The organism is Companilactobacillus paralimentarius (assembly GCF_963227125.1).
GTDB classification, from domain to species: domain Bacteria; phylum Bacillota; class Bacilli; order Lactobacillales; family Lactobacillaceae; genus Companilactobacillus; species Companilactobacillus paralimentarius.
In genome coordinates this window covers 2,305,270-2,329,594 of record NZ_OY724131.1, presented here as the reverse complement: position 1 = coordinate 2,329,594, position 24,325 = coordinate 2,305,270, and the positions used below count along the sequence as shown (strand labels likewise).

The 24,325-nt window shown below is 34.6% G+C and carries 22 protein-coding genes; 18 read left to right on the top strand and 4 right to left on the bottom strand.

Features of this window, described 5'->3' with window-relative positions; all coding sequences use genetic code 11:
- The first annotated feature begins 202 nt into the window (after positions 1 to 202).
- The 4 genes from ACI6PB_RS11505 to ACI6PB_RS11490 all read left to right on the top strand — a co-directional run bounded on the left by ACI6PB_RS11505 (position 203) and on the right by ACI6PB_RS11490 (position 4,475).
- On the top strand, positions 203 to 1,843 hold the full coding sequence (locus ACI6PB_RS11505) for a hypothetical protein (RefSeq protein WP_404327448.1): 1,641 nt from the start codon (positions 203 to 205) through the stop codon (positions 1,841 to 1,843).
- Positions 1,844 to 1,919: 76 nt separating this feature from the next.
- Positions 1,920 to 3,629: a hypothetical protein gene (locus ACI6PB_RS11500; protein ID WP_404327447.1), complete on the top strand. Its 1,710-nt coding sequence runs from the start codon at positions 1,920 to 1,922 to the stop codon at positions 3,627 to 3,629.
- 104 nt (positions 3,630 to 3,733) lie between these two features.
- The gene (locus tag ACI6PB_RS11495; RefSeq protein WP_404327446.1) at positions 3,734 to 4,285 is read left to right on the top strand and encodes a class I SAM-dependent methyltransferase; all 552 of its coding nucleotides are present in this window, start codon (positions 3,734 to 3,736) and stop codon (positions 4,283 to 4,285) included.
- Positions 4,221 to 4,475, top strand: a complete 255-nt coding sequence (locus ACI6PB_RS11490) for a methyltransferase (RefSeq protein WP_404327445.1) — start codon at positions 4,221 to 4,223, stop codon at positions 4,473 to 4,475. Before ACI6PB_RS11495 ends, ACI6PB_RS11490 begins: the two co-directional genes overlap by 65 nt.
- An 84-nt stretch (positions 4,476 to 4,559) precedes the next feature.
- On the opposite strand, the gene ACI6PB_RS11485 is transcribed toward ACI6PB_RS11490, so the two are convergent.
- Entirely contained in the window at positions 4,560 to 5,948 is a 1,389-nt protein-coding gene (locus tag ACI6PB_RS11485; RefSeq protein WP_025085798.1) for a hemolysin family protein, read from the bottom strand.
- A 225-nt stretch (positions 5,949 to 6,173) separates the two neighbouring features.
- Here ACI6PB_RS11485 and ACI6PB_RS11480 point away from each other — a divergent pair, with 225 nt between their 5' ends.
- The 7 genes from ACI6PB_RS11480 to ACI6PB_RS11450 all read left to right on the top strand — a co-directional run bounded on the left by ACI6PB_RS11480 (position 6,174) and on the right by ACI6PB_RS11450 (position 10,734).
- A complete protein-coding gene (locus tag ACI6PB_RS11480) occupies positions 6,174 to 6,752 on the top strand; it encodes a hypothetical protein (protein ID WP_025085799.1) in 579 nt (192 codons plus the stop codon).
- 121 nt (positions 6,753 to 6,873) lie between these two features.
- Positions 6,874 to 7,773: a phosphogluconate dehydrogenase (NAD(+)-dependent, decarboxylating) gene (gene gnd, locus ACI6PB_RS11475; RefSeq protein WP_025085800.1), complete on the top strand. Its 900-nt coding sequence runs from the start codon at positions 6,874 to 6,876 to the stop codon at positions 7,771 to 7,773.
- Between the two features lie 279 nt (positions 7,774 to 8,052).
- Positions 8,053 to 8,469 carry a CrcB family protein gene (locus ACI6PB_RS11470; protein WP_034544312.1) on the top strand — a complete coding sequence of 139 codons (417 nt, stop codon included), beginning with the start codon at positions 8,053 to 8,055 and terminating at the stop codon, positions 8,467 to 8,469.
- The gene (locus ACI6PB_RS11465) at positions 8,466 to 8,807 is read left to right on the top strand and encodes a CrcB family protein (RefSeq protein ID WP_025085802.1); all 342 of its coding nucleotides are present in this window, start codon (positions 8,466 to 8,468) and stop codon (positions 8,805 to 8,807) included. Before ACI6PB_RS11470 ends, ACI6PB_RS11465 begins: the two co-directional genes overlap by 4 nt.
- A gap of 16 nt (positions 8,808 to 8,823) precedes the next feature.
- Positions 8,824 to 9,240 (top strand): DUF805 domain-containing protein, encoded by a 417-nt coding sequence (locus tag ACI6PB_RS11460; protein WP_309510684.1) that lies wholly within the window; start codon positions 8,824 to 8,826, stop codon positions 9,238 to 9,240.
- A gap of 87 nt (positions 9,241 to 9,327) precedes the next feature.
- On the top strand, positions 9,328 to 9,894 hold the full coding sequence (locus ACI6PB_RS11455) for an SOS response-associated peptidase family protein (RefSeq protein WP_034544251.1): 567 nt from the start codon (positions 9,328 to 9,330) through the stop codon (positions 9,892 to 9,894).
- 9 nt (positions 9,895 to 9,903) lie between these two features.
- Complete coding sequence (locus tag ACI6PB_RS11450) at positions 9,904 to 10,734, top strand: methyltransferase domain-containing protein (protein ID WP_404327444.1); 831 nt, start codon at positions 9,904 to 9,906, stop codon at positions 10,732 to 10,734.
- Positions 10,735 to 10,836: 102 nt separating this feature from the next.
- Here ACI6PB_RS11450 and ACI6PB_RS11445 read toward each other — a convergent pair whose 3' ends face one another.
- Both ACI6PB_RS11445 and ACI6PB_RS11440 read right to left on the bottom strand, forming a co-directional pair.
- Complete coding sequence (locus tag ACI6PB_RS11445) at positions 10,837 to 12,636, bottom strand: oleate hydratase (protein ID WP_404327443.1); 1,800 nt, start codon at positions 12,634 to 12,636, stop codon at positions 10,837 to 10,839.
- A 132-nt stretch (positions 12,637 to 12,768) separates the two neighbouring features.
- Positions 12,769 to 13,323 (bottom strand): TetR/AcrR family transcriptional regulator, encoded by a 555-nt coding sequence (locus ACI6PB_RS11440; protein ID WP_404278433.1) that lies wholly within the window; start codon positions 13,321 to 13,323, stop codon positions 12,769 to 12,771.
- A gap of 165 nt (positions 13,324 to 13,488) precedes the next feature.
- Here ACI6PB_RS11440 and ACI6PB_RS11435 point away from each other — a divergent pair, with 165 nt between their 5' ends.
- From ACI6PB_RS11435 to ACI6PB_RS11425, 3 genes are read left to right on the top strand one after another with little or no spacing between them, the layout of a single operon-like run.
- Complete coding sequence (locus tag ACI6PB_RS11435; RefSeq protein ID WP_404327442.1) at positions 13,489 to 15,858, top strand: ATP-dependent DNA helicase; 2,370 nt, start codon at positions 13,489 to 13,491, stop codon at positions 15,856 to 15,858.
- A complete protein-coding gene (locus tag ACI6PB_RS11430) occupies positions 15,848 to 16,564 on the top strand; it encodes a hypothetical protein (protein WP_025085645.1) in 717 nt (238 codons plus the stop codon). Before ACI6PB_RS11435 ends, ACI6PB_RS11430 begins: the two co-directional genes overlap by 11 nt.
- Positions 16,561 to 17,475 (top strand): sce7725 family protein, encoded by a 915-nt coding sequence (locus ACI6PB_RS11425; protein WP_404327441.1) that lies wholly within the window; start codon positions 16,561 to 16,563, stop codon positions 17,473 to 17,475. The genes ACI6PB_RS11430 and ACI6PB_RS11425 overlap by 4 nt, the downstream gene beginning before the upstream one ends.
- Before the next feature lie 148 nt (positions 17,476 to 17,623).
- Here ACI6PB_RS11425 and ACI6PB_RS11420 read toward each other — a convergent pair whose 3' ends face one another.
- The gene (locus ACI6PB_RS11420; RefSeq protein WP_025085647.1) at positions 17,624 to 18,487 is read right to left on the bottom strand and encodes an NAD(P)-dependent oxidoreductase; all 864 of its coding nucleotides are present in this window, start codon (positions 18,485 to 18,487) and stop codon (positions 17,624 to 17,626) included.
- 149 nt (positions 18,488 to 18,636) lie between these two features.
- Here ACI6PB_RS11420 and ACI6PB_RS11415 point away from each other — a divergent pair, with 149 nt between their 5' ends.
- The 4 genes from ACI6PB_RS11415 (at position 18,637) to ACI6PB_RS11400 (ending at position 24,299) form a co-directional block, all read left to right on the top strand.
- Positions 18,637 to 19,488 (top strand): YitT family protein, encoded by an 852-nt coding sequence (locus tag ACI6PB_RS11415; protein ID WP_025085648.1) that lies wholly within the window; start codon positions 18,637 to 18,639, stop codon positions 19,486 to 19,488.
- Between the two features lie 104 nt (positions 19,489 to 19,592).
- Positions 19,593 to 20,180: an NAD(P)H-dependent oxidoreductase gene (locus tag ACI6PB_RS11410; RefSeq protein ID WP_025085649.1), complete on the top strand. Its 588-nt coding sequence runs from the start codon at positions 19,593 to 19,595 to the stop codon at positions 20,178 to 20,180.
- A gap of 196 nt (positions 20,181 to 20,376) precedes the next feature.
- On the top strand, positions 20,377 to 22,254 hold the full coding sequence (locus ACI6PB_RS11405) for an LTA synthase family protein (RefSeq protein WP_309510691.1): 1,878 nt from the start codon (positions 20,377 to 20,379) through the stop codon (positions 22,252 to 22,254).
- A 167-nt stretch (positions 22,255 to 22,421) separates the two neighbouring features.
- Complete coding sequence (locus tag ACI6PB_RS11400; RefSeq protein ID WP_309510692.1) at positions 22,422 to 24,299, top strand: LTA synthase family protein; 1,878 nt, start codon at positions 22,422 to 22,424, stop codon at positions 24,297 to 24,299.
- Positions 24,300 to 24,325: the final 26 nt, after the last annotated feature.

The window sequence follows — 24,325 nt, the reverse complement described above, 5'->3', positions numbered from 1 at the left end:
ATAGACTTATTACTTAGGGACATCATTCAAATTCCTTTCATTGTGAAGCTGTAGAGGGTAGAACATCTAAAGGTATGGATGGTGTCTTTTTGATGTTCTAAAATAGTTTTATTAATAAATGGTATACAAAAATAGAGTTGATGGCAAAATGCCTATCAACTCTATTTATCGTACAGCCCTTTTTTACTACTAGGTAGAAATTATGAAAAAAATGTTTGTTCAACACAAAATACTTTTCATCTGGTTACTGTTTCTTGTTATGAGTGTCGCCATTATTTATATAACAGATTTAGCAAACGGTCATATTTGGTCTTACTTGGATCTTGATACCGATGGCCGCTTTCATGTGCTAAGAATTGAGGGTTTATATCAATCTCTAAAGCATGGTCAATTTTTCCCAGTTGTAAATATGTCATTTATGAATGGATTTGGATATATCGCCAATATTTTTTATGCGGATCTTTGGCTCTATCCAGCAGCTATTCTAAGGCTATTTGGTTTGACCACAGCGCAAGCTTTTGTGACTTATTATGTCATTCTGAATTTTAGTACTTTTTTGATAGCCTTCTATACCTACCGTTATGTCAGTCATAACGATGCCAAAAGCTTACTATTTAGCTTTGTTTACACTTTAAGTGCTTATCGCATTTTTGATATGGTACGTAGATTTGATATAGGTGAGACATTAACACTGACTTTTTTACCAATTGTTATCTTGGGCATTTATGAGATTTTTTATGCGGATGCTGACAAATGGAAAATTTTAGCTTTTGGAATGGTAATGGTGATTTATGCTCATGCACTGTCACCAATTTTGATTGGAATTTTCATATTTTTCGTAATTTTATTTAGGCTCAAAAATTTGTTTAAAGAGCCACAACGAATTATTAAATTGATTTATGCGGGCTTACTCGCTGGAGCCTTGAGTTTAGCCTATTTTTTGCCAATGTTTGAACAGCTGCATCAGACAGAATTTAAATTGACCTCTCCATTAATTGATATTGCTCAAAGAAGCAATTCGTTTAAAGATATCCTGGTTTGGAGTTTTACAAACAATCTTTATCAAGAAGGTATCGGGTTGGTTTGTATTGCCATTGGTTTAATTATTCCCTTCGCCATTTGGAAAGAAAAGAATGTGGCAGTGCGTGATTTTGCAGTGATTGGTGAAATTTTTTTAATAATGACAACTAAATTTTTTCCTTGGAAAATATTAGAAAATACGCCATTGAAGATAATCCAATTTCCCTGGCGATTGAACATGTTGATTACAATTCTTTTCAGTATCTTTCTAGTCGCTGATCCGTTACATCTTTTTGAAAAGAGACAATTACAAATTATCTTTCTGGGTTTAGTAGTCATGCTTACTTTAACTTCGGAAGCAATACTAATTAAAAATTATTCTAATGAATATGATACTTATACTACTTTTGACCATTTAGATTCTTACAGTATTGGTAGTGGGGAGGAATATTTGCCCAGAAATGCCAACCTAGCTAGATTACGATTAACTCCGCATGTTCCTACGGTGGCAAAGGGCACCATTAAGATTACTGACTTTGAGCAGAATGGATCACAGTTAAGTTTTAATTTTACTAACGCTAAAGGAGCCAAAATCAATTTACCAATTATTGGTTATTATGGATATTCATCTAGAAAATCACTTGGCAATGTGTCACCATTGAAAATGAATTTGAAAACGGGCTTAGGCCAAGTGACTCTAAATGGCCAGGGGATTGTTAGGGTTGAATATGTTCAAACATGGATTCAAAAGTGTAGTAGAATTGTTTCGATATCTAGTTTATTGATCTTGTTGATTACTTGTTACATTAGGAAAAAAGAGTGAGAAATAGGTATCTTTTACAAGAAGCTAGTTAGTATAATAAACGTATTGTGTTTATCACTAAGAAAGGTATTTTGTTATGCAATTAACATTTTTGAATAAAAAGAATTGGAAAAAAGTTGCAATTATTGTTTTTACAATTGCGCTTTTTCTACTGGTCAGCATTTTGGCTGTCTATCAAGCACAGATTTTCCAAGGTAAGATTTGGTCATTCTTAGGTACGAGTGATGATCGGTTCCACAATATGAGAATTGAGGGACTATATCATTCATTGTTGCGTCACCAGTATTTCCCGTTTATCAACATGTCATTTATGGATGGTTTCGGATATATTGTTAATATCTTTTATTCTGATTTTCTACTTTACCCAGCTGCTTTCTTACGCTTAATGGGTTACTCCAGTGCTCAAGCAATTGTCGGATTGAATATTCTATTAACATTTTTGACAATGGGAGTTTCTTTCCTTTGTTTCTTTAAGATCAAGAAGGAATATTGGAACAGTTTGGTCTTCAGTTTCGTTTACACGCTATCAACATATCGAATGTATGATGTCCTATATCGTCACGATTTAGGTGAAGTGGGAGCATTCATTTTTTTACCAATAGCGTTATTAGGTATTTATGAAATTTTTTACGGTGAACATAAAAATTGGTTGTATCTAACTTTTGGTATGATTGGAATTATTTATTCACATGCAATTACACCAATATTGATGGCTATTGTGATTGTTGCAGTAGCAGTTTGTCAGATTGGTGAACTGAAAAAAACACCAACTCGATTATTATCTCTTTGTTGGGCAACGATTTGTTCCTTACTTCTAACGGCAGCTTATTTCCTACCGATGTTGGAGCAGGTAAAACATACTAAGTTTGTTTTGACTCAATCGAATTCTAATTTAGTTGCGGCTGCAGCTGATTTTTCTGATATGGCTCATGCGAGTCTAAATAATGTTTATAATCAGGCTAATCCCGGAATTCTGATGTTATTTGCAGCAATAGTCGTCTTTATCTCTTTGACTAAAGTTGAGAACAAGGCTGTCCGTGATTTTTCATTAATTGGAGCAGTGATGTTACTCTGCAGTACTAAATTGTTCCCTTGGGAACTTTTGAATAAGACACCAATTAAGATGATTCAATTTCCATGGCGCTTTTACATGATTGCTTCATTATTGTTGGCGGTCTTTATTGCCGCTGATCCATTAGGAATATTCAAAAAGAGAACGATGAAAACCATGTTGATAGTACTTGTCATGTTGACAGCAATTTCTGCAGAATATCGTTTGGTAACTGATTCACCACTTCAGAGAAATACTTATGAGGCTTACAGTAAGTCAGAACCTTATAGTATTGGTGCAGGTCAAGAGTATCTTCCTATAGGAACTAACTTGAGCAAGTTACAGAGAAGCAAACATAAGCCTCAAGTAACTAAAGGAAAAGCTAAGATTACTAATTTCAAGCAATATGGCACACGTTTAAGTTTCAATTTTAAGAACGCTGAGCATGCCAAAGTTGATTTGCCGATTATCGGTTATTATGGTTTCCAAAGCACGCAATCGAAGGGAAAAGTATCCGAATTGCATGTAGATAAAACTAATAATAACTTGGCGCAAGTAACCATTCATGGCAAAGGTAAAGTAGTGGTCGATTACTTTGAAACAACAACGCAAAAGTTAGCTCGTCGTACTTCATTCTTATCATTATTAGTTATTATCGCAGTACTGTTTATTAACAAATTAAATTTAATTGACTTCAGTAAAATTGAAGGCTTAAAGAGTAGTAAAGAAAAATGATATTCAACAAATAACCAGTCAACTTTTAGTTGGGTGGTTATTTTTGTTGTTATAGAAGAATATTAATTCTATAATTATAGAAATTTTACAAATGAGGAAAGCTAATGGATTATACAAAATTTAATTCTAAAGTTATTGACCATTGGGTCGAAGAAGGTTGGGAATGGGGAAAACCTATCTCTCACGAAGAATACGTTAAGGCACAAAAAGGTGAATTTAGAATGGTTTTGACACCTAATCGTGAAATTCCCCGTGATTGGTTCCCAGAATCTTTAGCTGGTAAAAAGGTTTTAGGTTTAGCTTCAGGCGGTGGTCAACAGATGCCAATACTAGCTGCTTTGGGTGCCGAATGTACAGTCTTTGATTATTCGCAAAAACAATTAGACGCTGAAGAGTTAGTTGCTAAACGTGAAGGATATGATATTGAAATTATTCGTGGCGATATGACTAAGCCTTTGCCATTTGCAGATGATAGTTTTGAGTTGATCATTCAACCAGTTGCTAATTGTTATATTGAGGATGTTCAACATGTTTGGAAAGAGAGCCATCGTATTTTGAAAAAAGGTGGTCGCTTACTGGTAGGCATGGATAATGGTATCAACTATATCTTCGATAAGACAGAATCATGCTTTACCTTACAATCCTTTACAGGATGATAAAATTAAAGAAGAATTTCCTTTAGAGGAAGATGGAGTTCAGTTCTCACATACGTTGGATGAGCAATTGCGTAGTCAAATCAAGGTTGGTTTTCAAATTGTTGATTTATATGAAGATACTAATAGTGAAGGTAAACTTCATGATTTCAACGTTCCGACATTTTGGGCTAGCTACTCTGTGAAAAAATAAAAGAGTTTAATAATGAATACATTTCATTTTAGTCAAACAAATAGCCAATAACTCAATTACGAGTTATTGGCTATTTGCTTAGTTTTAATCTTTTAAATCATCAACATCAGTAAGTGATGCTAAGTTATCTTGTTTAGTAACAGCTGTCTTATCAACTGTAACTTTGAACCAGTTAACGAATCCGTGGTCGAATTCAGCGACCTTAAACTTAAAGTTATCCATCTCGAACTCAAAATCCTTTTGAATGTTAGGATACTTTTCAATGATATAACCACCAACAGTGATAATATCAGAATCTTGAAATTCAGGAATATCGGATTTGAAGTAACGTTCGAAATCATAAAGTGTGGTTTTACCAGAAACATTATAAGAACCATCAGGATTCTTAACAATATATTCATCGGAAACATCGTCGATTTCGTCTTTAACGGTACCAAATAATTCTTCGTAAATATCTTTATCAGTAACGATACCACTTGTCCCACCGTATTCATCAACGACAATAACGATAGGTGTTTGTTTTTTGATCATCTTAGATAAAATATCTTGGATAGGCATTGTTTCAGGAACCGTGTTAACAGATCTCAAGATGCGGCTGATGCCAACATTACCATCGACTTGGTTTTGACGAACAATATCATAGGCATATACATAACCTAAAACTTTATCCTTATCGTTATCGGCAACAACAGGGAATCTTGAGAAACCTTGTTGTAAATAATCTTTGATAACGTCCTTAACTTTATCGGTAATATCGACAACGTAAAGACTAGTTCTATCAACCATAATATCTTTAGCAACTTTATCGTTTAATTCAAAAGCACGTTGCATGAAGATAACATCATCAGGTTCCATATCACCACCCTTAATAGATGATTTAGAAAGTCTAAGGATTTCTGATTGAGAGAAAACTTCATTTTCTGAATCGGCAGGCTTCATTCCCATTAAACGAACGATACCTGAAGCAGACACGTTTAATAACCAAACGAATGGATAAACGGCAATATGGAAGAATCGCAACGGTGTAACGACAAGCATTAACATCGTCATTGGCATATCAATTGAGATGTTTTTAGGAACAATTTCCGTCAAAACAACTTCAAGGTATGTTAGTAAAAGCACACCAACAATGGAACTGACGGCATGTAAACCGCTACTACCACCAGCAGAGATATGAGCAACACCCAACACTTCTACTAATAGGTACTCAATTGTACTTTCACCGATCCAACCTAAGATGATACCAGCAATACTAGTACCGACTTGTGTTGTTGATAAGTACTCGTTGAGGTTATTGACCATCATAAGAGCACGTTTTAATTTTTTTGTATTACCATTACCCTTTGAAATTGCATCTTCTAGTTGACTGGACCTGGTTTGTACTAAAGCAAACTCAGCAGCAACAAAGAAGAAAGCAAAAATGAAAGTAAGTAAAATGATAATGAAATTTGTTGTAATTGTAGAACTTGACAATATATGATTTCCCCTTCTGTTCTTGTAAGATGAATTATACACCAAAGAAAAACCGACTGTGTCGGCTAAGAGTAAATATTTTATTAATACATCTTTAGTATATCCAATTTGAAGGTTAAAATATAGCAAGGATGATTTTAATTTAGACTACATTGATTTTGTAGTTGAACTTCACAATTATTATTTTTATAATGAAGAGAATGAAACAACCTTGGGGGAATCCTTTTGACTAAAGTAAAAAGCAACAATTTATTAACTCCTGCACAAGCTGCCAAAGATTTAAGGATAAGTGTAGCTACACTGCGTAAATATTCTTTGATCGTTGAACGCACGACTGAGAATAGTAAATATTTTGAACGTAATAGTCAAAATAATCGTTTATACACGCAAAAAAATATTGAAGATTTTAGAGAAATGGTTAAATTGAGCCATGGACCTAAAATGACTCTGGAAACATCCGCAATGCAAATTTATCCAACTTCTGAAGTGAAAAAGGATAAAACTGAGGATGGACAACAAGAAGCAAAGGTTAAAGAATTACAAGTAACCGTTGCTAAATTAGAGTCTGAAAACAAAAAGCGCGAACTTACAATCAAAGAATTGCAAGATGAACTTAATGACGCTCAAAAGGCTAAAGAAGAATTACAAGTTGAACTAGATACCTTGAAGCAACAAGCAGAGGAAAAAGTTCAAAGTAAGGATTCTAGTAACAGTGGCAATGACAATGAAGAGATCAAAGAACGTGTTAACGAAAAGGTTAATAATGATAAAAAGGGTCATTGGTGGAACAAATTTATGGGCTAAGCAGCCAATTAAGTCGATGATATCAACCTTTTAAGCAATCGGGTCGTACCAAAATGTTGTTTTTGGTGCGGTTTTTTTATGTATAATTAATCCTTGTGATAACAATTTAGGAGGATTAATTTTGAAATTAGCAATGATTGGGTTAGGCAAGATGGGAATCAATTTGACTGAGAATTTGATTCGTAATGGAAACGAGGTAGTTGCGTTTGATTTAAACGATGCTGCCAGAAATGATGCCTCAACACTAGGTGCACAAGTAGAACAAACCTTGGAGGACGCTGTTAAGCAATTACAAGCTCCACGTATTGTCTGGGTAATGTTACCAGCAGGAAATCCTACAAATGAAACAATTGATAAGCTTAGCGAAATTCTTGATCCCAATGATATTGTAATTGATGGTGGCAATTCATTTTTCGAGAATTCATTGAAACATAACCAAATCTTGAAAGATAAAGAAATTAAATTCTTTGATGTCGGTACTTCTGGCGGTATGAGTGGTGCTAATCGTGATGGTAACTTCATGATTGGTGGCGATGATGAAAAAACTTTTGAATATATTGAACCAATTTTCAAAGGAATTGCTCAAACAGACGGATACTTGTATACTGGAAAGGCCGGTAGTGGTCATTATCTAAAGATGGTTCACAATGGCATTGAATACGGAATGATGCAAGCAATTGCTGAAGGATTCGATGTCTTGTCTCACAGTCAATTTGATTATGATAATGAAGCTGTTGCTAAAGTTTGGGAACACGGATCAGTTATTCGTAGTTGGTTGATGGAATTGACACAATCAGCATTTTCAAAAGATCCTAATTTGAATGAAATAAAAGGGGTAATGCATTCCTCTGGTGAAGGTAAGTGGACTTTGGAAGAAGCTCTGAAATTACAAGTACCAACACCAGTTATTGCAGCATCATTGATGATGCGTTATCGTTCTTTAGAAGATGATACTTTTACCGGTAAAGTTGTGGCTGCCTTGAGAAATGAATTCGGTGGACATGATGTTGATAAAAAATAATGATTAAAAAAGAGTTTGGATTCTGTCTTTCATAGAAGTTGAAAATATTCTGGATGTAACTTGAAACTAACCGCATTTTTAACTTTTATTCCAGACTAGTAAAAGATTCCGTTTATTGTTCTCTTTCTAAATTTTTGAAATAAAAATAACAGCATCTATTTAGAATAAGCGTAATGCATTACGTTTTTAAATAGGTGCTGTTTTAAATTTCTGGGTTATTTGAAGTGAATGATAAAGGATATTGTATCCAATTCTTTTGTTTTTGAGGGTGATTTTTTTATGTTGAAGGAAAAGGGTAAAGTATTTTTGCTTCTTTTAATTGGAGCATTTATCGGTAGTAATCTTCGTTATGGCGAGAGTTTAATTTTCAAAACAAGTAATGGATTTCCTCTGGGGACACTAATAGCCAATTTGAGTGGAGCTTTGTTATTGCCATTTTTGATTCATTATTTACAGGATCGATATAACTTATCCTCGCAAGTAGTTTTGACCTTGAGTACAGGTCTATTAGGTTCCTATACGACTTTTTCAACATTTACAGCCGATACTTATCGGTTATATGAAAACGGTCAATGGCAATCTTTACTGATATATCTGACGTTCACACTTGTCGGTGGCTTCTTGTTAGCCCTATTGGGTAATTATTGGGCAGCTGGTCAGGCATTTAATGACTATATAAGGAGCAAGCACAAATGAATTTTTTAATTGTAGGTTTTGGTGCTGCTATTGGTGCCTTTATAAGAAATGAGCTAACTTTATTACAATCCAAGATTCCAGTTGATTTTCCCGTTATAACCTTACTGATCAATATTTTTGGTGCCTTGCTGCTGGGAATATTCACTGCACAAATTCATAATGGTGCGATATTATTACTATTAGGTACAGGATTCTGTGGAGGCTTTACCACCTTTGGTACCTTTAGTATGGAGTTAAGTCAGTTGTGGTTCCAACACCGCTTATGGAGATGTCTGTTATACTTTGTTTTAACTTACATTTTTGGTATTTTAGGATTCATTATTGGAATTCACATTTAGGAGAAATCAAATGCAAATGAAAGAACAAGTATGGAATGAAAGTTTTCATCCAGGAATCATTTCTTCCACAAAATTATATTTTCAAGATTTATTTGTAGGCGCTAAGAGAATGAGTCGTAAGGATTTCTGGTGGGGCTTTTTAGGAATGACTATTGTAGCCGGAATTATCATGGGAATTTTAGGATTCGTGATTACTAAAATGCCTATAACTGATTTTTATTGGAGTTCAATTGTTGGCGTAGCTTTGGCAATAGCATTCGGATATTATATAATTTCTGTTTTTACGGCCATTATTAGAAGATTGCACGATAGAAAAATGCACGGCTGGTGGGTGTTGTTACCGATAATTCCGTTCTTAGGTGATATAGCGTTACTAGTTTTATTGTGCTTGCCACAAAAAGACTTTGGAAATTCTTGGCCTAAAAATATTTAATTTGCTTTCAATATAAAATTCAATTCTAATTGGAATTGAATTTTTTTTATTGCATAATTAATTATAAGTGAAAGCGGGAGGATAATTATGTGTGGACGTTATATGTTTCAACCAGATCAGAATCCTGAAATAAAACGAATTTATCAATTGGCAGTCGATGCAGGTTACAATCCTAAAGTTGGTGAAGTCTTTCCAACTGATGAGACAGCACTGATTATTGCTGGAGAAAAAATGGTACAAGTTGTGGGCATGAAATGGGGATTCCCAGGTTTTAAAACGGGACAATCAATCATCAATGCTCGTTCGGAGACGGTTCAACAAAAACAAATGTTTGCGGAATCATTTAAAAAACGCCGCTGCGTTTATCCAACAACTGGTTTCTTTGAGTGGAATAAAACAAAACAGAAATATAAATTTAATTTCAGTAATGATCCCGAGACACTCTTTATTGCTGGTTGTTACAATCAGTTTGATGGTGTGGCTCAAAGCATTCTTTTTACCACCAAACCGAATGAATCAATGGTCAAAATTCATGATCGAATGCCGTTGATCTTAGCTAAAAATCAAATTAATGCTTGGATATATGACGATGATTTTGCACAAAAATTTTTAGACAGTGCGATGCCTCAGTTGATATCAAAAGCAGAAGAATAGGTGCTTTTAATGAATAATAAGATTCAAAAATTTAATAACAGCGGTGAATATTTTCAATGTCCGATTTGTGGAGAAAAATTGAATTTAGTAGGGAACAGTTTAACTTGTAATCAAAATCATACCTTCGATATTTCCAAAAAGGGTTTCGTCGATTTTGTGTTAAATAGTAAACAACAGAAAAATTATGATTTGGAATCTTTTGAAAATCGTCATTTGATTTTGGAGCATGGAATGTACGATCATATTGCCGATAAAATTGTGAAATTGATTCAGGATCTTAATATTCAAAGTACACTCGATGTTGGTTGTGGTGAAGGTTACTATTCGAAAAAAATTGCTGAATTAGAAAATAAGGATGTCTTTGCTTTTGATATTTCTAAAGATTCGATTCAATTAGCAGCTAAGGGACCTAACACTCCAGTTGAATGGTTTATCGGAGATTTAGCCCATTTACCAATACAAGCTCAAAGGATCGATGGAATCATTGATATCTTTTCTCCCGCTAACTATGGTGAGTTTAGTAGGATTTTAAAGCCAGCAGGATATGTTTTGAAGGTTATTCCCAATGAGTATCACGTTCAGGAATTACGTCAGCAAGCTAAAGACCAATTGAAGCAGGAGAAATACTCCAATCAGAAGGTTTTAGATTACTTTGAGGAACATTGTACGCTAGTGGATCAAATCGACGCTACAAGGACGTATAACGTCTCTGAAGAAGAACGGAGTGCTTTTATCAATATGACGCCGTTATTGTTCAATATTGATAGTAGTTTGATAGATTGGAACCAAGTAAAGCAAATAACAGTTGGATCAACAATTTTAGTTGGACAAATTAAATAAAGTAAAGACGTCGAAGGCGGTTTAATCTAATTTAAATTTCAATAGATATTAAAAATAGCCAGCAACTCAAAATCGAGTTACTGGCTATTTGCTTGTTAGAGTTTATTTACTGTGTGGTGCTTTGGGATGCAAGATTGATTCCTTGTATGGAACAGTCTTGTCGCGTCCAAGGTACATCGTATAATATGGTGGAATATTATTTACGTAGTGCAATAGTTCTTGAGTCACAGCAGGGAGTTGATCCGGAGTTAATTGTGGCAACATATCAGGTGTAATCTTACCCTTGATACCGTTGAAACGTTTAACTCTTTCTAACAAGTATCTGATATCGTATCTTGAAGGGTTAACTTCAAGAACATCTTTATCGACATCAAGTAATTCATAGACACTTTCCAAACCAGTTCTAACTGAAGTTTCAACAGTGAAGACAACATCGTCATCGACTTCAACGAATTGACCTAAGAAAGCTAGGTTAGTACAGCCGTCGGGAACTACTTTAGGACGATCGCCTAATTTACGAGGCATGAATTGGCTGGTTGCGTAAGGCATCATGGCTGTTGACATGTAAGTATGTTTTAGAACTTCATCTTTGATGTCCAACATACCTAAATGATAAAGAAGTTCAGTCATAATTTCGTCACCGGTACAATCCCACATACGTTTCTTAATATAGTTACCAACGTTTTCGCCGTAAAGACCATATCCCCAACCAACTTCTTCATCGTCAGCTTGATAAGGGAAGAATGGTTTGTGGTGAATTTCAAATGACATATCCCAATTTGAATCCTTGAAAGTCATTAAACCACCAGTACCGGCTTTACTTCCGGATAATTCTTCGATACGTCTGAAGAATTCAGGATAGCCTTTGACAGTAGGGAAGAAGGAAATCCACTTTGTTTGGTCGATTTGGCCCAAGAATTTATCGGGATGTCCAAATTTGTCATCCTTCTTGGCTATGTTCTTCCAAATGGTGAAAGTACCCATATCTTCAGTATCAGTATTAGTCTTAGCAACAGTGTGGTTATCACCAAAGCAACTATTTTCACTGATTGAACCGCTAGTAACGAAGACTAAATCTTTATTGCTTACGGGAATAGTGACATCTTGACCGTTTTGGTGGGCAAGAATTGCTTCAACAGTGTCGTTCTTTGTATCAAGAGTTAGGTCGTAAACTGAGAAGTTGTTAACGAAGTGAACTCCATGATCAATCAACCATCTTTCGATAGGTAAAATAATTGCATCATATTCGTTATATTTAGTATGAATGAAACCTTCAAGGTATTCATGACGGTTGATGAAAGTAAATCTTTGCCAGTAACGACGACATTCGATGGCACTGTGGTAGTGTTTGAAGGCTAGTTGACTGTGGAAGCAAGTCCAGAAATTAGTTTTGAAGAAATCTTTGTCAAAAAATTCATCGATGCGTTTGTCAGCTAATTCTTCTTCAGTTGAAGAAACAATTTTAGCCATAGCGGTAACATAACGTTGAGGCATCTTATAATTATGATATTGTCCGTCAATTTCTCCTTGGTTAACGATAACTCTGGCCTCAGTGTGAATTGGTTCATCACGGTTGAAGTCAACGACATCATCAAGTACAGTTCTGCCTTCATTTTCAAGTGAAGGGATCTTGCTGCAGAGATACCAGAGACATTCCATATAAGGTTCTAGTTCACGTTCAGCACGGCAAAGATAACCTTCATTACCTTTAGTTCCGTCCATAGAACCACCCATAACAGGCTTCTTCTCGTAAATAGTAATATTACGAGAAGGCATTTTAGCATCATCAATTAAGAATGCTGCCGTTGCCAATCCGGCGATTCCTCCACCAATAATATTGGCTTTGCGGTCATCAATACCGGCTGGTTTGTGGGGATGATACATTGTTTTATAAATGTTCATTGTTGTTGCCTTCTTTCGAAAATGTCAAAGGAACTTTGTCCTTGCATTCAAGATAAAATAAACTCCAGTAATGAACAATTGACAAAAAAATAGAAGTGTAAATATTATTTACACTTCCCAATATCTGTAAAATTATTTAGCGTATTTATTTAAAGCCTTTTTGAAATCACCATGGATTAAAACGCCAATTTGCTCGACAATTTCCTCAGGATCACCCTTCATATCGTCACTGATCCATTCGAAAATAACGGCGATGAAAGCAAGACTATAGAAATGAGCAATGAAATCTTTATGATTTTGTGAAACGGACATACCTTCGGCCTGTTTTTCGACGATTTGAATGATATAACCGTAAAGTACGTCATAGATATATTTTTCCATTAAGTCACGATAAATGGAATGATAAACATTTTGAGCAATGGTCTTATTTTCTTTTATTTTGACCATGATATTGTAAAAACCTTCTTGCCAATTGTCATAGTCAGAAGCGTCATCCAAATATTTTTTAGCGTTTTGGCAGGCAGAGTATTCCACCAGTGCATAAATATCGGAGAAATGATTGTAAAATGTTTGTCTAGTTAGATCACATTCAGAGACGATATCCTTAACGGTGATTTTATCAACTGATTTGCGTTCTAAAAGCTTATTTAGTGAATCGATTAAAACATCCTCGGTACTAATCTGCATGAAATACATCCCTAACTGAATTAATAATATTAATTATATGGTTTTTTTATTATAAAAAGTAGCTGAGAAATGAGTAGGATTGAACTAACTTTTACAATAAATTGTCTACAGACAAAATCGAACGTATGTTTTACAATGTTAAATAGTAATTTGAGGAGGTAGTCTATGGCAACTAAAATTGGAATTCGACAGTTAGTTGAGTTTGTACTGCGTAGCGGTGACTTAATGGAAAATAAGAATAGTCAAAATACGGCTCAAAACGGTTCCCGAATCCATCGTAGACTACAAAAAACACGTTCAAAGAATACCGATTACGAAAGTGAAGTCTATCTAAAGACTGAAGTAACCATGAACGATACTGAGTACGTCATTTCAGGACGTGCCGATGGAATAACTACGACAGATAAAAGTATTCTAATAGAAGAGATCAAAACTTCGGACCAACCCTTCGACGAATTAAGTGACAACACATTGGAACTCTATTGGGGACAGGTTAAGGTTTATGGTTATATTATTTTGAAGGAACATCCAGAGTTAAAACACGTTGATTTACGACTGACCTATTTTCAAGTCAGTACTGAAACAATAACAAGCGATGACAAAACTTTTGAACGTGATCAATTGAATGATTTTTTTCAAAATTTAATAGAAGAATACGAGTATTGGTTAGTTCTAAGAGCTAAATTACGAAAAACTCGTAATCAATCGATTCAACAATTATCTTTTCCGTTTGATAAATTTCGAACTGGTCAACATGAGTTGGCGGCGGCTGTTTACAAAACGGTTTACTATCAAAAGCGTCTTTTTGTCGAAGCACCAACTGGAACTGGCAAGACTATCTCAACTTTGTTTCCGGCCATTAAATCAATGGGAGAGGAAAGAATTCAACGATTATTCTATTTAACCGCCAAACAGAGTACCAGGCGAGTTGCTGAAGAAACAATTGATTTGATGTCAAAAAAAGGACTCCAGTTGAAGAGTATTACCTTGACGGCTAAAGATAAAATACGTTTTAAAGAACAAGATGTGCCACCAGAAAAAGATCCATACATGATTGGTTATTATGATCGGTTGAAGCCAGCCTTAGCTGATTTATTAACTAATGAGGATGCCATTACGCGTGAAATTGTAGAGAAATATGCAAGGAAGCATACCGTTGATCCCTTTGAGTTTTCACTGGATGCATCATTATTTTGTGATGTTATTATTTGTGATTACAATTATTTGTTTGATCCGCTAGTCTATTTACAACGCTTTTTTGTCGAAAAAGATACGGATAATTTTTTCCTAATTGATGAGGCTCATAATTTGGTCAGTCGTTCACGGTCAATGTATTCAGCGGAAATAAGTGATTTTAAGATTACTTCATTATTGAAGATGGCTAAAAAGATTGAAACTAAAACAAGTAAAGATTTTCAGAAACAGTTGAAAAAAGTTCGACGCGTCTTCAATCAAATAAAGAAACAACTACAGACCGATGATTTAGAAGAAAAGATAACTTCAGATGCACCTGATGAACTTTTGAAAATTTTAGGTAAGTTTGATGACTTTATGGGTGAATGGATGCAAGATCAAAAGCCATCCGACTTTTTGGATAGTGCCAAAGACTATTTCTTCGATTGTCTGACTTTTGTCAAAATTGGAGCGTTGTATAACGATACGTACAAGACCCGGATTGTTATAGATAATAAACATCTTATTGTTAAACAGCTATGTCTCGATCCCAGTCATTTTATTGATCAGTCATTGGATCTTGGCTTAGGAGCAGTGTTATTTTCAGCCACTTTGTCGCCGATGGATTATTACCAAAGCGTTTTAGGTGGGAGCGCTAATAGTTTGGCGTATCAATTACCATCACCATTCCCAATTAATCATCAAGCCATTTTGATAACACAGTATATTCAAACAACTTATCGACAACGAGAATTTAATCAAGAAAAGATTGTTAAGAGCTTAAAAACTTTAATCGATAGTAAAAAAGGTAATTATTTATTCTTTTTTCCGTCATATGGGTATTTAGAACAAGTAAAAACTAGTTTTGAAAAAAGTTATCCACATGTTAATACAATTACTCAGACATCTGAGATGGACAGTGTGACTCGACAAGAATTCTTGGATCGATTCGACAATGATAGTGAGGAAACGCTAGTTGGCTTTTGTGTTTTAGGTGGTATTTTCTCCGAAGGAATTGATTTAAGAGGTGATAAATTAATTGGTGTCGCTATCGTTAGTGTTGGGTTACCAGGATTGAGTGCCGAGAATAATTTGATTCGAGATTATTATGATAATAAAAATGGACATGGATTTGAATATGCTTATCAAATGCCAGGAATGAATAACGTTTTACAGGCCGCAGGGCGTTTGATCAGAAGCAGTCACGATAAGGGAATTGTTTTATTAGTGGATCAGCGTTTTGGCAGTATGCGTTATACCAGACTTTTTCCACAACATTGGCAGAATTATCGTCGTATTTCATCGCTACAACAATTAACAGGCACGGTGGATAACTTTTGGAAGGAACAAGATGAAAACTAAGTTAACTAAGAATCTAGAGAGTACACTTTATCAATATTGTAAAGAACAGGGATCGTATGTTGTTGAAGAGGTTTCAATGCCAGATGATAAAGGAATTGTTGATACGCTGAGTTACCAGCAATTACGAAATGATCAAATTGAATGGCGTTGCTATGAATTGAAAGTAACAAAATCAGATTTTCACTCTAAGGCCAAATTGTCTTTTATTGGTAATTACAATTACTTCGTCTTGCCACAGAAACTGTTCGAAGAAGTGGCTGATGAAATTCCTAGTCATATTGGTGTTTTGATTTATCGAGCTTTTGATAAAAAAGCAATGGAAGCTTCACCGCAGACATTAGTCGCACCAGGATTTTTAACTATCGCTAAAAAAGCTCAATTTCAAGAACTTCAGGTTGATGAAAAACAGTTAACAAGTCATTTTGTAGCCTCACTCTTTAGAGAAGTTGATAAAGCCAAGAAAGTTGAGAAAGGTTTGCAGCTATATTCTGAAGATAGGCTCTTTAAAGAACTGAAGAAACGCCAAAAAGCTGGTTACGATGTTTATAATCCTGACAATAATCTTTATGATCGTTTTATTGAAGAAACGCAAAATGATGCTATAACAGCGTTACAGGATGAATTAGATGCCAGAAATGCCGAATATCAAGAATTGAAGTTACAGCTGCAGAGATTACAACAACCCAATTTGGAGGATAAAATATGATCTATTATCCTTATTTTCGTGGACGAATGTACGATTTATTGGCATTGAAGGAATTATGTGAAGAAGGCTGGTTTAATTCACAGATTATTCCAATAATTGAACCAGTTCGTGATTCTAAGGAGTTGCAAAGAACGGTTCAAACTTTTGTCGATAAAAAGCAGCCGTTCAGTGTAATTGCTAATCCACAGGTCAGCGTATATGGTTTGAATGATACGAAACTTTATCCACTACCGGATGTGTATAACTTAGATTTTTACGTGCCAAGTGCTATTTTGACGGCTGATTTTCGAAGTGATTTCTTAAGAACCTTACCGCAACAAAAGTCGATTTTAATTGTAAACAATTATGAACTGCTTAAAGCATACCGTGATACTACCGTTTTGAAAAAAGTGAATAAATTGTTAATTCCAAATGTCGCCAGGATGCATAAGTTAATTGGAATTAAAGCTGCTAGTTTGACTGATCCGTTCTCATTTCATCACCATGTAGAAGACTACGCTCAATTAGATGATGAATTTTTTGAGGGTCCAGATTGGTATCGACAAGTTGATGGATTCAGTGGCTTCGGTGATTATTCAATGTTAGGTCATATTTATTTTGATAAAGGTATGCCATCAAGGGCAATTGCAATTCATATTATCTATGTGACTGCGGATGGTAGTTTACGTGTGCATCATTTTGTTTCTGACAGTAATGAGTCTATGCGTGGACAAAAGCAAAAATTCTTTGAAGCTATGAACAAATTGGCACCTTGGGTTCATAAAAATATTAATGGGCTTAATCTAACTCCCGCATTAGAAACACTATTAGAATATGGTCATGGGGATAAGTTTCCTGGTTTAGGAGTCGTAAAAAAACTCTCAATTAAACATCATTTGGAGTTGATGAGTCGTTTGTCTGAGTATAAATAGTCGCCTTTTGATTTTTAAATTAAAAAACAGTACCTATTTGAATATCCGTAATGTACGGTAATCCTAAATAGGTACTGTTTTAGATTTTTGAGTTATTGTTTAAGGAAAAAAGAGGGTATCTTTCACTCCATCAAACTTTAGTGACATATTACCACCAAAGTTTGATAAGTCCTTGAGTACCATCGTTGCCCAAACCTTTATCATCGACTAATGTTTCATATAATTTCTTAGCTTGTTTAGTAGCAGGAAGGTCAAGGTTCATTTTTTCGCTTTCATCAAGTGCAATGCGTAAGTCTTTAAGGAAATGTTTGGAATAGAAACCTGGTTTGAAGTCACCGTTTAAAATACGAGGTCCATAGTTTTCTAAACTCCAGTTGTCACCACTACCACCTTCAACAGTTTCTAAGACTGATTGTAAATCGAGACCGGCAGCCTTAGCATAAACGAACATTTCTGTTAGACCAGTCATCGTACCGGCAATCATGATTTGATTAGCCATTTTGGCATGTTGACCAGCACCGTAAGATCCGAAGTAGTGATTGGCTTTACCGATAATTTCAAAAATGGGAAGAAGTGCTTGGTAGGCTTCTTTGGAACCACCGACCATGATAGTTAATTTACCATCACGAGCACCAACATCACCACCAGAAACAGGGGCGTCTAAAGATTGAACGCCAATTGTTTCAGCTTTTTGACCAATCTTTTTAGCAAGTGTGGGTGTGCTAGTTGTCATATCAACGATAATTTTACCAGCTGATAGACCGGCAAAGATACCATTATCTTTGAAGTAGACATCTTCAACATCCTGTGGAAAACCGACCATTGAAAAGATTATATCGGCACTTTCAGCCACATCTTTAGGGTCAGCGTACCATTTAGCACCTTGATTAATTAGCGGTTCAGCTTTTGATTCTGTTCTTGTGTAGATATCAACAGCATAACCCGCTTTTAATAAATTGTTTATAACGCCACTGCCCATGACGCCAGTACCGATGAAACCAATTTTTTGCATCATTAAATATCCTCCAATCATTGGTTTAATTATAATATATACAAAAAATTTGTCAGTAATGATACATTTGAACTGTTTTATATATGATGAGGTTTGCTATAATTCATATGATATGAATATATATTTACAGTAAAAGGAGGGGCGATTTCATGAAATTTATTAGAGACTATTATAAAAGTATTTTTGCAGCTCTTTTCTATGGAATAACCTCGGCTCTAGGAATTCAATTATTGCTACAGCCGGCAAAGCTTTATACCAGTGGTGTGACTGGTGCGGCACAGTTGATCGTTAACTTGCTCAATGAATTTGCACAAACGAGTACACCAGTTTACTTCTGGTATGCATTATTAAATTTACCATTGGTAATTTTAGCCTGGTTTAAGTTAGGCAAGAAGTTTACGATTCTGTCGATTATTTCTATCGTTTCAGCATCGTTATTTATTTTAATTGTTCCATTGCATCCGTTGACCAAAGATCCATTGTTGTCAGCTGTCTTTGGTGGTATCTTGTCTGGATCAGGTATTGGACTTTGTTTCCGTTACGGTTTTTCAACTGGTGGAACTGATATTATTGCCTTGATCGTGCAAAGAAGTACGGGTAGAACCGTTGGACAAGTTAGCTTTGCGGTTAATGCGATTATCATTACGATTGCTGGCTTTACCTTTGGCTGGGAATTAGCTCTGTATACAATTATTTCAATTTATATTACCAATATGGTGATTGATAAAATGTATATTCAACAACAGAAGATTACTGTCACAGTTTATACACATAAAATTGATCAGATTTCTCAGGAATTACTCAAATCACTCAATCGTGGTTTGACATTGGATTATCATTTGAAGGGTGCTTATTCTGGAGAAGAGATTGGATCAATCACGATGGTCTTAACCAAGTATCAATTATTCTTTGCCAAAAAGATTATTTTAGATGTTGATCCTAGTGCTTTTATTAATATTCAACCTACAATGTCAATTGCTGGTAAGTTTAACGACAATTAAATATCCTAAATCAAATTAGAAAATAAAATTAAGCACATATTGATGTCAAAAATTTCCTCAAAGATAATATACTAAAGCCAATGATTCACGAGGAGATTCTAGATATGAAAACAATTATTTATACTCATCCCAATACCAGTAGTTTCAATCATGAGATTCTAAATACATTGTCGAACTATTTTAATCGAAATGATGAGGAATTTGAAGTGATCAATTTGTATGCGGATAATTTCAACCCGGTTCTTTCGGCAAAGGAATTGAAGGTATACAGTCAAGGACGAACTAGTGACGAGTTGGTAAGAAAATATCAACGTCGAATAAACAATTCTGATGAATTGATTTTTATCTTTCCGATTTGGTGGCACAATTTACCAGCTATGTTAAAGGGATTCTTCGATCGTGTCTTACTAAGTGGTTTTGCTTATGATGAAAGTGACGGTTGGAAGGGTCTATTAACACAAATAAAAAAGGTCACAGTTGTAACTACTTCAACGACAACGAAAGATTATTTAGTGAATAATTGTGGAGACCCCATCCAATCAGTTTTCATTGATCGTACTTTGGCTGATATTGGCTTAAATCCTAAAAATACGACCTGGATTCATTTTGGGCAGGTTAATGTAACAACCGATGAGAATCGTCAAAAATTTTTGATTGATTTGATTAAAGAATACGAAAGCACAAATTCATAAAAATGAATTTGTACTTTTTGTATCAAATAATCCTAATTTGATTTTAAGATTATGCTTAATTATTAAACCAAATAAAGAGGAAAAACTATGACTAATAAACTTTTTCCAAAATTAATCTACGATAAAACTAGATATTAACGGAATTTGGTTTAATATATTAATTATATTAAGGGATATTAATGAGGACGTTTTACTAATGCAAAAAAAAATTAAAATATTGAGGATAGTGCAATTCATTTTCATTATTGCATCGGCTTTTTTAGTCGGCTTTATTTTGAATTACGCTCAAACAGGCGATATTGTCTTTTCCAAACAGATTGTTTTTCAATCAAATTTGAACACTTATTTATTGACGGTGTTGATCCTACTTTTGATCTATTTAGGCTTGTACGGTTTATGTAACCGCTTTTTCTACGCTTCGGCAATTTTCTACGTATTTTTTGCTATTTACGCGGTCGCCGATCGTTTGAAGGTTAATTATCGGTCAGAACCGATCTTACCTAGTGATTTGAGCCTTTTGAAGAATGTTAAGGGACTTTTGTCAATGGTTACACCAAAAATAGTTATTTTTATGGTAGTTCTACTAATAATTTTGATAGCAGCAGCTATCCTACTAGAACATTTTTTTGGCAAATATGCATTGCACCTTAATTACATTGTTAGATTGATTTTTATTGCTCTAGCAGTTATTAGCATTGGTAGTTTCTACACAGCCAGTGATAACAATTCTTTTACTTATAAAGTTTTGGCTAAAGCTGGTTATACTAACTATGCTTCTAATATCAATCAATCAGCAAATAGTAACGGTCCAATGCTGACCTTCTTAGGTAATATGTACGTTGACGTGATGGATAAGCCCAAGGGCTATAGTAAACAAAAAATGGAAAAATTGGTTAAAAAATATCAAGGCGTCGCTGACGATATTAACCAAGATCGTTCTAATAATAACTTGAGCAAGCAAACTTTGATTTTCGTTTTGAGTGAGAGTTTCTCTAATCCAAATAGAGTTCCTGGTGTAAAGCTCAATCAAGATCCAATTCCTAGCATTGAAAAAATCAAAGAGAACACTACTTCTGGTTTGATGATGAGTTCTGGCTATGGTGGGGGAACTGCCAATATGGAATATATGACCTTAACCGGTCTAGCCATGAACCAATTCTCCGATTCTTTGCAATCACCTTATACGCAGCTAGTTAATAAGCAAGAAGATCCAATCAACATTTCCAACAGCTTTAAGACGAGTGCCGCCATTCATCCATTCCATGGGAACTTTTATAATCGTAATTCAGTTTACAAGAACTTTGGAATTCAGACATTCAGAAACCTCGACACATCTAAGACGGAACCTTTGAAATATGCTGACACATTGCCAGAAATGGAATATGTCAGTGATGAATCAGCTTATAAGGATACTTTGTGGCAAATTAATCAGGCTAAAGGTGGCCAATTTATCAATTTAGTCACAATGCAAAATCATATGCCTTATACCAATAATTACACCAATAATCCATTCAAAGCTAGTGGTTCAGGTGTTACTGATAGTTCACGTACACAAATTGAAAACTTTGCTAAAAGTATTAATACCACTGATAATTCAACTAAAGAGTTTTTAGCAGAGTTGGATAAAGTAAATAAACCAATTACAGTTGTTTGGTATGGTGATCATTTGCCAGGTATATACGATGGCGTTGATATTTATAAATATAATGTTGAGGAACATCAAACAGATTACTTTATTTACAGTAATAAGTACGCCAGAGATCATGGTGAAGGCACAACTAAGCTAAATAATGCTACAAAAGTAACTGATCCTAATGGATTTATTCCATTGGCGTTGGAACAAATGGATCAAAAGGTAACGCCTTACTATGCACTGTTAACTAAAGTTCAACAAGATGCTCCAGCTATGGCTAAGAGTATTGATGAGGGTACTAATAACTTGTATGTAAATCAAGATAGCAAGAGTGTTGACAAACTAACTAAGAAACAACAGCAGATTATTGATGATTATCGGATGGTTCAGTATGATTTGACTGCTGGTAAAGGATATTCGAAAGCAACAATCAATAAGTAAAAATGTCTTTAAATTTTTACTCTAAATTATATAATCTTATCAAAATGAAAAAAGTGTTCATATTAACGATATATATTAGTTGATATGAACATTATTTTTTTACTTTCTAAAAAAACAAAAGAGTTATTATTAATGTAATGATATATATGCTAAAGGATGCTTTGATTATGCAGAGAAAAAGAGTTGTTTATTTAGGACAAGGGTTGTTTACTGTTCTGTCAGCTTTCTTGATGGGATACTTATTAGATTATGCTCAACTAACATCAATTTCTTATAGTGCTCAGATGGTTTTTAAAGATAATCTTCCGGTCTATTTGATAACAGTAGTGCTGCTATTAATTGTTTATTGGGGATTGTATGGTTTAACGAATCACTTCTTTGTTTCGACAATGATCTTTTATGTTTTTTTTGGAATCTATGGATTAGCAGATCATCTAAAAGTGCAGTATCGCTCGGAACCAATTTTGCCTAGTGACTTGATGTTCTTAGGTAATATTAAGGAATTACTCTCAATGGTTAAGCTCGGTTTGATTGTTTGGGTCGTTGCTATAATTCTAATTCTGGCCGCATTATGTTTTGTCTTAGAAAAGCAGTACAGTAACAATTTTCTACATTTTAAACCGATTTCTAGATTTCTATTGGTGTTGTTAATGGTTTTAAGTTTGGGAAGCTTTTATACTTCCAGTCGTGAAGGAACTTTTAATCACTTTGTACTCAACAAAGCAGGGTACTCGGATTTTGCGGCTAATATTAATTGGTCAGCTAATAGTAACGGCCCACTACTAACGTTTTTAACTAACATGCATATCGACGTTATGAATAAACCAACTGATTACAATAAAACTACTATGCAACGTATCGTTACAAAATATCGTAACGAAGCAAATGAAATTAATCAGAATCGTCCTAATAATAATTTACAAAAACAGACCTTAATTTTTATTTTGAGTGAGAGTTTCTCTGATCCTAGTCGTGTTCCCAATATTAAGTTGAATCAAGAGGTAATCCCTAATATTAAAAAAGTTAAACAGGATAATACTTCAGGCTTGATGATGAGCTCTGGTTATGGAGGAGGAACTGCAAATATTGAATATATGACTTTAACGGGATTAGCTTATAATCAATTCTCGAAATCCTTGAATTCACCATTTACGCAGCTGGTTATTAAACAAAAACATCCGCTCAATATTGCCAATAGTTTCAAAACTACTGCAGCAATCCATCCTTATTATGGTAATTTTTATGATCGTAATACGGTTTATCAGAAATTTGGTATGCAAACTTTTAGAAATATTAATACTTCCGGTAAATTAGGACTACATTACACAGCAACGGCTGACGGAGGTCAATACATTAGTGACGACTCAGCCTATAAAGAAGTTCTATGGCAAATTAATCAAAGAAAGGGTGGGCAATTCATTAATCTCGTAACGATGCAAAATCACATGCCTTATACGACTAATTATGCTGGTAATCAATTCAAGGCTACTGGTAAAGGTGCGGGTAAAAACTTACAACAGGTTGCTAATTTTTCCAAAGGGTTAAATATGACTGATGAAACTACTCAAACCTTTTTAAATGAGATTGATAAGATTTCTAAACCAATTACGATTGTTTGGTATGGTGATCACTTACCAGGAATTTATGATGGCAATAAGATGTCACAATACAATGTTCAACAACATGCAACTGATTACTTTGTTTACAGTAATCGTTATGCTTTGGAACATAATTATGGGACGAAGAAGTTGTCTAAGTCTACCAAGGTAACTGATCCAAATGGTTTTATACCTTTAGCTTTGAGACAAATGAAGCAACAGGTTACGCCTTACTATGCTTTGTTGACACGAGTTCAAGAGGATGTTCCCGCTATGGCTCGTAATAGTGTTGGTGGGAATGAAAATCTTTATGTTAATAATAGGGAAAAACAGGTTTCCACGGATAGATTAAATAAGAAGCAGAAACAAATTATTCATGATTATCGTCTGGTTCAGTATGATTTGACTGCTGGTAAGGGTTATTCTCGAAATATTATTAATAAGTAGTTTTTAGGAGGGGAAGTCTTGGACTT

Coding starts and splice junctions, on each gene's coding strand:
- ACI6PB_RS11505 (WP_404327448.1), top strand. CDS start 203: ATGAAAAAAATGTTTGTTCAACACAAAATACTTTTCATCTGGTTACTG.
- ACI6PB_RS11420 (WP_025085647.1), bottom strand. CDS start 18,487: ATGCAAAAAATTGGTTTCATCGGTACTGGCGTCATGGGCAGTGGCGTT.
- ACI6PB_RS11415 (WP_025085648.1), top strand. CDS start 18,637: ATGAAATTTATTAGAGACTATTATAAAAGTATTTTTGCAGCTCTTTTC.
- ACI6PB_RS11435 (WP_404327442.1), top strand. CDS start 13,489: ATGGCAACTAAAATTGGAATTCGACAGTTAGTTGAGTTTGTACTGCGT.
- ACI6PB_RS11430 (WP_025085645.1), top strand. CDS start 15,848: ATGAAAACTAAGTTAACTAAGAATCTAGAGAGTACACTTTATCAATAT.
- ACI6PB_RS11445 (WP_404327443.1), bottom strand. CDS start 12,636: ATGAACATTTATAAAACAATGTATCATCCCCACAAACCAGCCGGTATT.
- ACI6PB_RS11455 (WP_034544251.1), top strand. CDS start 9,328: ATGTGTGGACGTTATATGTTTCAACCAGATCAGAATCCTGAAATAAAA.
- ACI6PB_RS11495 (WP_404327446.1), top strand. CDS start 3,734: ATGGATTATACAAAATTTAATTCTAAAGTTATTGACCATTGGGTCGAA.
- ACI6PB_RS11450 (WP_404327444.1), top strand. CDS start 9,904: ATGAATAATAAGATTCAAAAATTTAATAACAGCGGTGAATATTTTCAA.
- ACI6PB_RS11465 (WP_025085802.1), top strand. CDS start 8,466: ATGAATTTTTTAATTGTAGGTTTTGGTGCTGCTATTGGTGCCTTTATA.
- ACI6PB_RS11440 (WP_404278433.1), bottom strand. CDS start 13,323: ATGCAGATTAGTACCGAGGATGTTTTAATCGATTCACTAAATAAGCTT.
- ACI6PB_RS11425 (WP_404327441.1), top strand. CDS start 16,561: ATGATCTATTATCCTTATTTTCGTGGACGAATGTACGATTTATTGGCA.
- ACI6PB_RS11460 (WP_309510684.1), top strand. CDS start 8,824: ATGAAAGAACAAGTATGGAATGAAAGTTTTCATCCAGGAATCATTTCT.
- ACI6PB_RS11410 (WP_025085649.1), top strand. CDS start 19,593: ATGAAAACAATTATTTATACTCATCCCAATACCAGTAGTTTCAATCAT.
- ACI6PB_RS11470 (WP_034544312.1), top strand. CDS start 8,053: ATGTTGAAGGAAAAGGGTAAAGTATTTTTGCTTCTTTTAATTGGAGCA.
- ACI6PB_RS11405 (WP_309510691.1), top strand. CDS start 20,377: ATGCAAAAAAAAATTAAAATATTGAGGATAGTGCAATTCATTTTCATT.
- ACI6PB_RS11490 (WP_404327445.1), top strand. CDS start 4,221: ATGGTATCAACTATATCTTCGATAAGACAGAATCATGCTTTACCTTAC.
- ACI6PB_RS11400 (WP_309510692.1), top strand. CDS start 22,422: ATGCAGAGAAAAAGAGTTGTTTATTTAGGACAAGGGTTGTTTACTGTT.
- ACI6PB_RS11500 (WP_404327447.1), top strand. CDS start 1,920: ATGCAATTAACATTTTTGAATAAAAAGAATTGGAAAAAAGTTGCAATT.